The 12,667-nt window shown below is 33.7% G+C and carries 14 protein-coding genes; 1 reads left to right on the forward strand and 13 read right to left on the reverse strand.

All coding sequences use genetic code 11. From position 1 onward, the window contains the following. Window positions 1-94: 94 nt before the first annotated feature. On the forward strand, window positions 95-1,105 hold the full coding sequence (locus tag GB234_RS04160) for a glycoside hydrolase family 113 (protein WP_151893256.1): 1,011 nt from the start codon (window positions 95-97) through the stop codon (window positions 1,103-1,105). A gap of 61 nt (window positions 1,106-1,166) precedes the next feature. Here the strand turns inward: GB234_RS04160 and GB234_RS04165 are convergent, their stop codons facing one another. From GB234_RS04165 to GB234_RS04230, 13 genes are all read right to left on the reverse strand, one after another. Continuing rightward, the gene (locus GB234_RS04165; RefSeq protein WP_151893257.1) at window positions 1,167-1,613 is read right to left on the reverse strand and encodes a hemerythrin domain-containing protein; all 447 of its coding nucleotides are present in this window, start codon (window positions 1,611-1,613) and stop codon (window positions 1,167-1,169) included. A gap of 72 nt (window positions 1,614-1,685) precedes the next feature. Further along, window positions 1,686-2,450, reverse strand: coding sequence for a TIGR04283 family arsenosugar biosynthesis glycosyltransferase (locus tag GB234_RS04170; protein WP_151893744.1), 765 nt, complete (start codon window positions 2,448-2,450; stop codon window positions 1,686-1,688). Between the two features lie 112 nt (window positions 2,451-2,562). Next, complete coding sequence (locus GB234_RS04175; protein ID WP_151893258.1) at window positions 2,563-3,363, reverse strand: DUF547 domain-containing protein; 801 nt, start codon at window positions 3,361-3,363, stop codon at window positions 2,563-2,565. Between the two features lie 87 nt (window positions 3,364-3,450). After that, a complete protein-coding gene (locus tag GB234_RS04180) occupies window positions 3,451-4,413 on the reverse strand; it encodes a DUF547 domain-containing protein (RefSeq protein WP_235906046.1) in 963 nt (320 codons plus the stop codon). 78 nt (window positions 4,414-4,491) lie between these two features. After that, window positions 4,492-5,376, reverse strand: a complete 885-nt coding sequence (locus GB234_RS04185; RefSeq protein WP_151893259.1) for a sterol desaturase family protein — start codon at window positions 5,374-5,376, stop codon at window positions 4,492-4,494. Between the two features lie 85 nt (window positions 5,377-5,461). Continuing rightward, window positions 5,462-6,430 carry an arsenosugar biosynthesis arsenite methyltransferase ArsM gene (gene arsM / locus GB234_RS04190; RefSeq protein ID WP_151893260.1) on the reverse strand — a complete coding sequence of 323 codons (969 nt, stop codon included), beginning with the start codon at window positions 6,428-6,430 and terminating at the stop codon, window positions 5,462-5,464. 259 nt (window positions 6,431-6,689) lie between these two features. After that, window positions 6,690-7,502 (reverse strand): purine-nucleoside phosphorylase, encoded by an 813-nt coding sequence (locus GB234_RS04200; protein WP_151893262.1) that lies wholly within the window; start codon window positions 7,500-7,502, stop codon window positions 6,690-6,692. 38 nt (window positions 7,503-7,540) lie between these two features. Beyond that, entirely contained in the window at window positions 7,541-8,221 is a 681-nt protein-coding gene (locus tag GB234_RS04205) for a TIGR04282 family arsenosugar biosynthesis glycosyltransferase (protein WP_151893263.1), read from the reverse strand. 31 nt (window positions 8,222-8,252) lie between these two features. Then, a complete protein-coding gene (locus tag GB234_RS04210; protein ID WP_151893264.1) occupies window positions 8,253-8,465 on the reverse strand; it encodes a hypothetical protein in 213 nt (70 codons plus the stop codon). Window position 8,466: 1 nt separating this feature from the next. Then, a complete protein-coding gene (locus GB234_RS04215; protein ID WP_151893265.1) occupies window positions 8,467-8,967 on the reverse strand; it encodes a rhodanese-like domain-containing protein in 501 nt (166 codons plus the stop codon). A gap of 49 nt (window positions 8,968-9,016) precedes the next feature. Next, window positions 9,017-9,844, reverse strand: coding sequence for a metallophosphoesterase family protein (locus tag GB234_RS04220; protein WP_151893266.1), 828 nt, complete (start codon window positions 9,842-9,844; stop codon window positions 9,017-9,019). Continuing rightward, window positions 9,829-11,163 carry a sodium:solute symporter family transporter gene (locus GB234_RS04225; RefSeq protein ID WP_151893267.1) on the reverse strand — a complete coding sequence of 445 codons (1,335 nt, stop codon included), beginning with the start codon at window positions 11,161-11,163 and terminating at the stop codon, window positions 9,829-9,831. Before GB234_RS04225 ends, GB234_RS04220 begins: the two co-directional genes overlap by 16 nt. 53 nt (window positions 11,164-11,216) lie before the next feature. Further along, window positions 11,217-12,662 carry a SusD/RagB family nutrient-binding outer membrane lipoprotein gene (locus GB234_RS04230; protein ID WP_151893268.1) on the reverse strand — a complete coding sequence of 482 codons (1,446 nt, stop codon included), beginning with the start codon at window positions 12,660-12,662 and terminating at the stop codon, window positions 11,217-11,219. Between the last annotated feature and the right edge of the window lie 5 nt (window positions 12,663-12,667).

The raw sequence follows: 12,667 nt of genomic DNA on the forward strand, positions 1-12,667 counted from the left end.
AATTTCTTTTTACTTCTGAAATGTGACCCAAATTATTATTCATTGCACACATTTTTACTTTTTATGTATCTTCCACTTTCAATATAATTACTACATGAAAAACTTTTTTAGACTCATTTGTTGTCTTTTATTATTCCAAAATTGTACCAGTCAACCTTCAAAAAAAGTGAATGGAATTAGTTTTGTAGCATCTGGAGAAGCAACTACTCAAGAACATCTAGACGCAGTAGTAAATATCAATGCTAATTATGCAGCCGTGATGCCTTTTGGCTTTATACGTAATTTAGAAACACCCGTATTGCAGTACAATACAGATCGACAATGGTTTGGTGAACGTGCCGAAGGTGTAAAGCAATACATTGAAATGCTCCATAAAAATAATATAGCGGTGATGGTAAAACCTCAAATATGGATTTCACGCGGTGAGTTTACGGGATATTTAAAGATGAATACAGAAAAAGACTGGAAAGTGTTAGAAGAAAGTTATTTAGATTTCATTTTAATATATGCAAGATTAGCTGAACAAATGAATACCGAAATGTATTGCATAGGCACCGAGCTAGAACAATTTATAATACAGCGACCTAAATTTTGGAATCACTTAATTACCGAAGTTAAAAAGGTCTATAAAGGTAAATTGACTTATGCCGCTAACTGGGACGAGTATAAAAGAGTGCCTTTTTGGGGACAGCTAGATTATATAGGCGTTGATGCTTATTTCCCAATTTCAAAAGAAAAAACGCCGACAATAGAACAAGCTAAAAGTGGTCTTCAAAAATGGAAAATTGAAATGCAGCAAATTTCCGAAATTCATAAAAAACCTATTTTATTCACAGAATATGGTTATCGTAGTGTAGATTTTGCAGGTAAAGAACCCTGGCTAAGTTCTCGCGAAATGAAAAGTATAAATATGTATGCTCAAACAAATTTGACAAAAGCTTTGATTGAAGAAATGTATCCAGAACCGTGGTTTGCAGGTGGTTTTATTTGGAAATGGTTTATTGAACATAATAAAGTGGGTGGACTTGAAAATAACCAGTTTACGCCACAAAATAAACCTGTGGAGCAGGAATTGAAGAAGTATTTTAAGCTCTACGGAAATTAAAAAACAGCAAAAAACCCCAAAGATTTTAAAAATTTTGGGGTTTAGAATTTTTATGATTTAATTATTTCATTTCTTTACGCTGAGTTTCCATTTCAGCATTATATGTCTTTGCTAGTTCGGCTTTTTGCTTGTCACTAAAAACCTTTCCTGCTAGTTGAAAAAACGCTTTTTCCTCATCTTCAAGGTGATGACGTACTTGGTGGTCTAGCGCTTTCATATGTGCAAGCCAAGCAGAACTATCCATGTCTGCTTCATCCACTTTTTCAATCAATTCATCAATTTCGTGGTGCTCTGCGATGCCATGACGAGTATGTTCTACCATCATATCATTATCCATTAATTGTTTGTAGAAATTACGCTCCTCAGCAGTTTCATGGCCCTTTAATTCTACTTTTAATTTTTTCCAAATTTCTTTGCGTTCGCTCGTATTTCCAGATGTAGCTAATGCTTTGTCTAAAAGTTCTCGTTGGATATCATGGTCTGATCTAATGGCTTCAAAAATGTTCATAGGTGTTTTATTAGTTAGAAGTCTAAATTACAACCTATGCTAAAAAAAATGTGTTGTGGAAATCTTAAAATTTTATTTATCGCTATAAACCTTTGATGTTTCAACTTTTAAAGTTGAAGCTTTTGGAGCGCGCTGTTGCTTTATATTTTTTAAATAGTATGCATATAATTCATCAGCATCTGCGCCTAACCATTTTTTTACATAAATAGTCCAAAAATGATATTGCAAATTCCAAACGCCACGCTCTCTATACAATCGAGCAGAACTACCTATCCACTCTTGAATGACTACAAATTTATTGCGGGCGTATAGTTCACTGATTAAAATGTTGTCCTCGTAGATTGTGTATGTTTCGTCAAAACCGCCAATTTCATCAAAAAGTTCTCTGGTTATAAACTGGCTTTGATCACCACCGCGGCACGCACGCCAAGAGAATTTTGTTAACCAACTTGCTAATTGTAACCACCAATGGTTACTGTCAAACTTCATTTTAAAACAACCTGCAGGATTTCCTTTTTGAACTTCTTGAATAATAAGAGCATCAAAGTTTTTAGGAGGAAATGAATCTGCATGTAGAAAATAAAGAATGTTTCCGGTTGCGTTTTTTGCACCATTATTCATTTGTCTAGCTCTACCTTTTTTTGAAGAAATGAGTTTGATGGTAGCTTCTGAAATTTCAGAAAATGAAGCAATTAATGCTGTTGTATTATCACTACTTCCTCCATCAACAATAATAATTTCGGTGTTATTTATTTCCGAAGTATTGGTAGTAAGATGTTTGAGAACATTTGTAATGTTTTCGGCTTCGTTGAGGACGGGAATGATGATGCTAAGCATAGGTGTAAACATACGAAAAAGCGATAGATGTGGTTTTGTGTTTGGGTATAAAAAAGCCAATGTTTTTACTTGAAATAAGTAAACATTGGCTTAGTATATTTTGTAAATAAGCTTATTGCTCGTTTAAATTCCAGTCGTACTCTTTGTATGTTAATGGTGCGCCAGCATCAATTTTAGTTGTGCTGTATTTATTAATATAACCAGCAATATCTTGTTCGCCATCGACTTTAAAATCTTTAGGGTAAAAAGAGAATATGCTCGATATTTTTGGGTTTTTAGCGCTAATTTCATTTTTCTTACTATTAATAAACTCCTTAGTTACTTGATCTAATTGTTCATTAATTTTTGCTGCTGTGTAAGCTTCGTTTAATAGTTTTGGGCAAGAAATAGAGGCACAATTAATTGCAAAATGAATACGAGGTTCGTTCATTTTTCTTAGAATTCCGTTTTCAATTCCTCCTAAAGATAATTCTCTTCCATCAACTCTTGCACGTCCTTTTGTCCAAGCACCACTTATATCTTTAATACTTTTTGTAGGGTAATTATCTACAATTAGTTTTACTGTTTGTGCATTGTATAAATTAATATAATATGCTAACAATTCTTGTGGACTCCAGTCATTATTTGGATCTTTTGAGGCTAACATGTCTAGATACTCATCAAGCTCTTGTTCGTTTTTTTTAAAACCTTTGTAATCAACTAATCCTTTATCATTTACAAATGTTTTGAGAAGTCCAGTCCATTGTTCATGATTTACATTAACAGCAGAGTTTGCTGTTGTACTTGTAAGTGGTTGTGTAACTTCTTTAACTGGTTGTGCTTGGCTACCTACACCTGCTGCAGAAAGCAAATTACAACTCTGTAGTGTTAATGCAGCAATTGAAAGTAATAATACGTATTTAATAGATTTCATAAAATTGTTTTAAATAAAACTACTTAAATCATTTTGACCATAAGGGTCTATTAACAAAGGCTTATGCTAGCATTAGTAAAATTTTGGCTATTTGTTGAGTTCCCAATTGTAATCTTTATATCGTACACGCGCATTAGTGTCAATACTAGTATTTGAATAACGGTTAAGAAAATCTATAACACTTCCATCTTTTTTAAAATCTTTTGAAAACCAAGTGAATATTTTTGAAATTTCAATAGACTCTTTGTTTATTGTATTTCGGGAAGGATCATTGATAAAGCGTTTTGCTAGAAAATCTAACTGCTTATCAACATCTACAGCATTAAACGCCTCATTTAAAAGTGGAGGGCATGAAAATGAAGCACAATTAATTCCAAAATGGATGCGAGCATCTCCCATTTTACGTAAAATCTGATGTTCAATCTCGTCAAGATTATACCATTTATCTTCTAATTTCCATAAGCGTTGCTCCCAAGGATCTTTAATGTTTTTAATACTTTCTAGAGGCATATTTCTAAGAATCAAATCTACTGTCATTGCGTTATATGCATTCATCCAGTACGCTAATTTTTCTTGTGTATTTGCATTTTTATTAGGCATATTATTGCCTAAGCTAGCAATGTAATCTCGCAGTTTACCTTTGTCTTTTGCAAAACCTGCATAGCTTACATTACCGTTAGCGGTAACATGATTTTTTAATAAAGTATCAAAAACAGTGTGGTCAAATGCCTCTTGGGCATAATCATCATTTTCATCGGTTTCTACTAATTCTGGTACTACTGGAGGAGATGGAATTACTATGGGAGGATTAACTTCAACTTGTTTTTCTACGGTAATTTTTTCATCAGGCATTATAGGCATATCTCGCACAGGAATAGTCTTTGTAACTTTTGTGCCTTCACCAACAGTTAATTTATCTTTCTTTTCTGAAATTTGCATTGTATCATGAATGACAATATCATTTACAGGTTTTTCTTCTGAAATTTTTTTCGTTCCTGTACACGCTATAAGAATAGTACATAACAGGAAGGCTTGAGCTATAGTTTTCATAGTATTGTTTTCAATAACTGTCGTTTTAATTTGTGTAACATTTCAGAAGTTACAATAGTTATTCCACTATTTACCTGCTTACTTTTGTTTACTTAATGGATATGCTTCTTGTTTCAAAAAATCTTTTGGAAATTTTTCATCCCCTTCAAAACCTAACTCAATATCTCTACCATCATGGGGTATATGGTTTGTTTTAAAAATATAATCCCATATACTGAGCGTTAAGCCGTAATTTACTCCATGTTTATGAGATTTAGGGAGTTCTTTAGCGTGATGCCAAATATGCATTTTAGGGTTGTTAAAAATATATTTCAGTAGTCCATAATCCCAACCTAAGTTGGCATGATTTAAATGCCCCACTGTTAGTGCGAAAAAATGAACTATCGCAACATCAGCAACATCAAATCCGCCAATTATAGCTAATGGAATATATAAAATAGACTTATAAACTATGGGCTCCATCCAGTGATAGCGAAGGTGTGCAGCAAAACCCATTTCTTTAACAGAGTGATGTAGTTTATGAAAATTCCATAGAAAAGGAGAGCGATGTAACAAGCGATGTGTGTTCCATTGTACAAAATCTGACACTAAGAAAAACAACAATAAACCTAACCCATAGGGTAATGTATCTAGATTGACCAATTGAAAATTATCTAGCTTTATACCTGCAAAAGCAAGCAAATCATTAAAGAGTGCCTCGGTAGTATTTGATAGAAAAATTAAAACAATTAAGTTGAGTAAAAAGAAATTAAAAAACATATAAAAAACATCTAACCAAAAGTCTTTCCTAAAAATTTTTTGATCCTTTCGCCAAGGAAAAGCAAGTTCTAAACCCCATACAATAAGCGATACAATTATCAACCCGTAGAAGTAATTTTCCCAATGAAATGTAGTAATTTCCTGAAGCAAGTAATTAAAATAACCAGCGTAGGAATCTCTAAAAATGTTAGTATATTTTTCCATAAAAAAGTCTGTTACTTTGGTCGAGTAACAGACTTTAAAATTACAATATAAAATTTTCTATTAAAAAATAGTTTATTCCAAATAACTAGCAACATCCACCACCATCATAATGGAAGGTAGATTCACTAAAATAGATATCATCTCTGCCAAGAGCTTTTAATGCTCCAGCAGTTTTGTCACATATTGCTAAAGGCTGGTTTTTTAATAAAATATGGCCTAACCCATCATCAAAGAAATCTTCATTGCCGTAATAAATAGCAGCTTTTCCTGTAAAAATACATGGACCGTCCTCTGGCATTGGGTCTTTAATAGCAGCAACTTCAATCGACTCAATATAAATCAACTCATTAGTTGGATAATTTTTTGGATCAAGAATTCTGTAAGGTTTTCTAGCTCTAATTTCAATAGTTCCAAACCCTACGTCTGTCAATGCTTTTACGTATTCTGCGATGGGTAAACTCCCACTAAGGCATAATGCACGTAGTCTATCATCGTTACGTAATTTGTCATTCATAGGTTGTTCACAAGTAGGGTCGCTCATCACTAACTTGCCATGAGGTTTTAAAACACGGTACATCTCTTCGATGGCTTTTTTGAGGTCTTCTGCTTTAAAAATATTGAACAAGCAATTTTGAGCTGCTACATCAATTGAGTTATCATCAACAGGTAAATTAAGCGCATCTCCTTTTTTAAGATCAACAAATTCACTTTTAAACCAGTCGTTTTGCTCTTCAGCAACCTTAAAATTTTTACGAGAAGCTTCTAGCATTTCATCCACAACATCAATCCCAACAACACCGTTTTTTTCTCTATTAAAATATGAAAATTGCAATAGTTCCATGCCCCCACCAACACCCACATAAAGCATTTTTGGATTATTTGATAAATCACGCGCATGTACAGTACTTCCACAGCCATAATTCATTTCTTGCATAATTTTAGGAATTTTCAAACCTGGTAATTCCCATATAGGATTTGTGGTGCAACACAACCCTACATCTGGAGTAAGTGCTGCTTCTTTGTAAACATCATGTGTAGTATCTAAGTAACTCATATTATAACTGCTATTGCAGTAATTTTGATTAATAAATTTTCTTCGGAAATATTAAAATTTTATTCCTTTGACTGCTGTTTAAATTTTTTGATGACTGAAATCACACCAAAGACAATTACAGAGAACCAAAGTAAACGATACAGCCAAATGTTGATTTCTGATCCAAAAAGTGTTCCCACGGTTAAATTTTCAATGAAAGAATAAATAACTTTATAAAGGCCAACAACTATAAGTAGAAATGATAAAATTTTATCCATAATTACATACTTTTAATTAACTCAGTAAATAATGTAATCATTTGCGGTTCTGCTTTTCCGGCTTGCGCAATGATGTCTGGAATATCAACAGGTTTTAAGTTGTCTGGGTCGCATTCATCAGTTAACACTGACAAGGCAACTACAGGTAATTTTAATTGATTTGCAACAATAATTTCAGGCACTGTACTCATGCCCACAGCATCAGCTCCAATAATTTTTAAATAGCGATATTCAGCTCTCGTTTCAAGTTGAGGACCTACCACGCTAGCATAAACCCCTTTATGTAAATTTATGTTGTTTTCTTTAGCTATTGTTTCAATTTTAGCGTTCATTTCAGCATCATAAGGAGCGCTCATGTCTACAAAGCGTTCGCCTAATTTTTCAACACCCTTAAATGCTAGGGGAGAGCCACCTTGTAAGTTAATATGGTCATCAATCAACATAATTTCACCTTTTTTAAAGGTTTTGTTAATTGCTCCAGAGGCATTACTAACTAATAATTTCGAAATTCCTAGTTGCTTCATTACTCGCACAGGAAACGTAACATCTAATAAAGAATATCCTTCATATACATGAAATCTTCCTTGCATTAAGACTACTTTTTTACCAGCAAGTTCCCCATAGATTAATTTTCCTTTATGAAACTCTACGGTTGCGGTTGGAAAATTAGGGATATGATTATAGCTCATTTCGGCTTCTATAGAAACCTCGTCTATAATTTTACCTAATCCAGTGCCTAGAATTATTCCAACCTCTGGCTCACCAAATCCTCTACTTTTTAAAAATGATACTGCTTCTTTTATAAATTTTTTCATGCTTAGTTTTCGTTAAAATGGGAGAATTTAATCTATTTCTACTTTAATTCTGAAGGAAAAAATTGTTGAAAGATTTCAATATCTTGAATATCTTCATAATAATCAACATCGTTTTTTTCTTCTAATTTTGCTATTTTTTGACCTTCTAAATCTCTTAATGTAGCAGCTAATACGGTATCAGTTCCCCATACTTTATTTTTAAATACAGTCTCATGTACAGATTTCATTCCTAGTAAATAATAGCCGCCATCTTCTGCAGGGCCAATGACAGCATCATTAGTTTCTAGTGCTGTAAACGCGTTTTGTAAATCCTGTGTGTCCATGTCATACATATCACTACCTATAATAATGGCACGTTCATAGCCTAATTTGAAAATCTCGGTAAAAGCTTGTTGCATTCTAATACCTAAGTCTTCACCGCTCTGTACTTTTTTTCTAAAAAGACTATTGTCCCAGCCGTCATTTTCCCTATGCGCTACCGAATAATATACAAACTTATCAGCTTTTAAAGGGGTTGTGATTTGAACAGTATGTTGTAATAAAAACTTATAAATTTCTAAAGCTGCTTCATCGCCTACGGTCGCTGCGAGCCTTGTTTTACATTTACCTAATTCTGGATTACGCGTAAATATAATGAGTGCGTTTTTTGAAGTAGGAAAGTGAAATACCTCTTTTGTGTTTTCCTTTCCATCAGTATTTTTTAATCCTAGAATGGGCATTTGTTTATGTATTTAATTATGTTACTCATCTCTAAGATGGTTTGTTCTTGTTTTTTGGGTCAAATTTTATTGTCAATATCATAGCTATTATTAATAAAATCATGGCTACAATACTCCCGTATGAGTTTTGGTCGTTACTAAAACTTAAATCATTAAAGTCAAGGCTTACTATTTTAATACACATAAAGATTGAAGCTCCAATGATTACAGCATATGATGAAAGGTTATTTTTTAAATTTTTCATTTTAGTAAACTTTTTCTCCCTTTAAAAGCCATTTTCCCCACGGTTTTGAAAAAACGTGGATACTGTCAGTCTCTTGAGTTTTGTTGTTGATAACAGGATAATCGTTGTTGCTCCATTCAAAAATACCTCCGTAAAGATTTTGAACATTTTTGTACCCAGCTTTTGTAAGTTTTTCCCCTATTTCTTCAGAGCGAATTCCTAAAGAACAATACACTATAATGGGCGTGTTTTTATCGGTAATTTCAGCTTGTACCGTTTCCGAAGAAAATTCATTAAAACCTATTAATTTTGAACCTTGAATATGGCTCACTTGATATTCATTTTCTTCCCGAGTGTCTAGAATTACAACATCACTATTTAGTTGAAGCATTCTTAATTCTTGAACCGAAATGTATGGAATACTGCGTGTATTATATTGTTTTAATAAATCACTTAATGTTTTCTGACCAAAACTACTGGCAGAAATGAAGAATAAAATAAATAAAAATAGTATGTTTTTCACAATGTAAATTTAGTCAATTTTTATACCAAAATTAGGTTTCTCAATAAGTTCAAAATGAAATTCCAAACCCTTGTAAACCACTTTCAATAGGTGGTAAAATTTCAGTATTATCCCAAATACCTGTTATAATTGTTCGCGCATATTCTTCGGGCAATAGCCCATTACGCATGAGTTGGCTTGTTAATTGGTGATTATAGTCTAATGAGTGGTGTTTGTGGTTAAAATTTCCGAGGGAATCATCTAAAATACAATACCATACTTGTGGACTTCCATCATTTGCAGGCATTCCTATCACGCCTGGATTCAACCATAATTTATCATCTTTTTTATGTTGAAATGGTAAGCCGCAATGTCCAGCGATTATCACATTGCTTTTAGTAGCTTTAAAAGTAGGCTCTTTATACTCCCACGGTGTGCTTTTATATACAAATTGCGATACATTTTCAAAAGCACCATGTACGACGGTAACTTTTTTTCCAGCATAATTAAATTGAAAATGATCTGGTAAGGTCTCTAAATAATGCAAAGAGTTTTTACTCAATTTACTCTGCGCAAAAGGATACCATAATTGTGAAAAACCATCGCAACGAGATCCTTCTCTAAAATCACAGCCACAATCTTCTGCACCTTCGCGCAATTGAATTTCAACATTACCCACAATACTTTTTGCACCCCAGATTTTTAATAATTGCACCGTCTCTTCAGGTTGCGCGCAATACCCTACAATATCTCCAGTGCCTATGCAGTTTTCTGGTGGAATACCAATGGATTCGGCAATTTGTTTCAGTTTTTCAAGTGCTTGTAAATTACTATACACGCCCCCAAAAAGCAAAACCTTGCCAGTTAATGTGCCTAATTGTTCTATTTTTTTATCCATGAGGGACTTAAGTATAAAAGGATGCAACAAATAATACCCCATACGTTGACCCATAAGAGATCTGCGTATTTTCCTTGGGTGAGGATTAATGTCTTCGGAAATATATCAAAAACAAGCAATAAGCCAAAGATGATACCACAGAGAACACTTAAATGAAAACTAATTTTTGGAACTTTTTTTTGCCAAAATAAAAACACCGGAGTCAACCCAATAACCATTGTTCCAGAAATTGTTGTAGCGCTTAAAATTTCGGCATTTAAAAAAACCGGTATGGTCCCTAAAATGGCAATAACAGCCATTGACAAACGCCCAAAAGTGAGGTTGTCTCCCAACTTTAAATCTACTGCTAGCATTTTTGAAAACGAAGAAAATGTTGAATCTAATGTTGATGCTGCGCTAGTTATCATTATAAAATTGATGACTAATAAAATTACAACACCAAATGCTTTTCCTACTTCAACCGCTGCCTGCCCTTGCATACCTTGGCTTAGAGCATAAACTCCAATTAAGCTAAATAGAACAATGCAGAGTGCCCCCAGAAAACTTGCCCACAGAAAACTTTTGCGCGTTACTTTTGGCGAACTTAAAAAGGCACGGTCTGTCAATACTGGGTCATGAAATGGATAACTAAAAGATTGTAGTATTGCTGCAAAAAATAAGTTAAGTCCCAGTTCAAAAGTCCAACCCCCAGAAGTCACCGCCTCAGTTACCGTAAAGTTATTTGTAGAAAAAATAACACCTAAAATAACAATAAGTAATACTGAAAAGAGGACCATTTGTATTACATCTGTAAATATAGAACTGCTCAAACCTCCTTTAATAGCATAGGCTAATGTTAATACAGTAAAAACTAGTATTGCCCAATAATAGGGAGTGCTTCCGTTTTCGCCAAAGTAACTTCCTATCACCATTGTATTACTCCACACTTCATTAAACAACCTAATTGAAATTAAAATGGAGAATAATGCCATGGCACTTTTACCAAATTTAGTTGTCAAAAAATGATGTATACTTTTAAACTTTCCTTTTACTCTAAGTTGATAAATTAAAATTCCAGCAACCGCAAACGAAAGGTAATAACCAGCATAAGCAACACCTCCTACAATTCCAAAGCTTAGTCCCAGATTTGCAGCATTTGTAATGCTTTTTGCAAAAATCCATGAGATAATTAAACTACCCGTAAGCCATAGGGCAGAGGGCGCTTTTTTATTATTAGTAGCTTTAAAAAACGCATCTTTATGTTTTGCCAAAGGGGAAAGGAAGAAGAGTATCAAACTTGATACGACTATTAATCCCCATTGCCAGATTTGTACGTTCATTAATTAAATTTCAGTGTAATTTATTATCGTTTTTATATCAATTCTATTTCTTTTTAATTTTCATCCCACCATACTGGAACATCAATGCTATTTCCATTTGTAGCATTTGCTGCCTGTTGATAGTTTTCATTATTTAACGCTTCTTCCTCTGCTGGATAAGGCATTCTTACTGGGATTAAGCCATTGTTTAAACTTGCTTGAATACTTAGAAACTCTGGGAATCCTGTACGTCTCCATTCTACCCAACCTTCATATCCATTAATAATATTTGCAATCCATTTTTGAGTAATAATTTGCTGTATAGGAGTTGTTCCTGCAGCATCGTATGCTCCAGCACTTGTTAGGTAATCTGCAGGTAAGTCTGTTTGCCAGTATTCAAAAGCTAAGTTGACACCTGTTTCATATAAACTGCGGGCATCTGCTTGGATAAGTCCCCGCTCTGCAGCCTCAGCAAGATTAAAATATGTTTCCCAAGCTGTTAGAAAATTAGCATCTAGCGTTGAGGTGTCTTCTCTAAACGCGGTGCCCGCAAGTGATAATTCAGCCAACTCGATTGAAGTGTTTGCTGCGTCAATACCGTTAATTAAGCCTTCAAATTCAGCACCATTAGAGTTTGCTGTGCCTCTAAAAAATGTAGAAATACGGGTATCATTAAGATTCTTTAAAACATTTTCCATTGTTTCAGAAAGGACAAAATTATTAAAGTCTCCCACTCTCAATTGTGCTAATCTAAAGCTGTTAGGGTCTGTATTTGTAAAATTAAAAATGGCGTTTTGACTATTAGAAGTAAAATAATTTCCATTGTTAAATAGTGTTTGCATTTCTTCGGAAACGTCAACTTTATTTGAGATTCGTAATAAATGTTTAATTTTTAATGAGTTTGCAAAAGTTATCCACCCTTCCAAATTTCCGCCGAATAAAATGTCACCTTCAAGCGCTATTACATCGTTGTATGTTTCAATGGCGGCAATACCCTTATTAAGGTTGTCTAGAATGCCATTTTCTGCTTGATAAATGTTTTCTTGTAAATCGTATGCAGGAGTTACAGAGCCATCTACACCGTTAAAGGCTTCGCTATAGGGCACGTCGCCAAATAAGTCTGTAAGTCCTGCAGTTATGTAAGCTTTTAAAATTAATGCTGGACCTTCGTAAACTGCAAATGTTTCAACCTCTCTCGATTGAGTTAATATTATTTCATTATCGCGTAAATTTTTGTAAAAAATAGGCCAAGGGTTTCCCCCTAGTTGAGGTGATTTTAACGCATGACGGTCAAATAAATTGAAGTCTAAAGCCGTACGATGTTGTGATAATAAATCGCCAGCTACAAAACCTTCATAGCTCATTTGTTCTCCAAAATCATAAATAACTTGACGTAATAATAAACTAGGTTGTACTGTATTTGGTGCGTTTGGGTTTGTGTTTATTTCTTCAAAATCTTTTGTACAACTGCTCATTACTAAAACGAGGAGAAGACTGTATATTTTTATAGTAGTTTTCATAATGT

The sequence above is a fragment of the Patiriisocius marinistellae genome, from assembly GCF_009014635.1.
GTDB lineage: Bacteria > Bacteroidota > Bacteroidia > Flavobacteriales > Flavobacteriaceae > Patiriisocius > Patiriisocius marinistellae.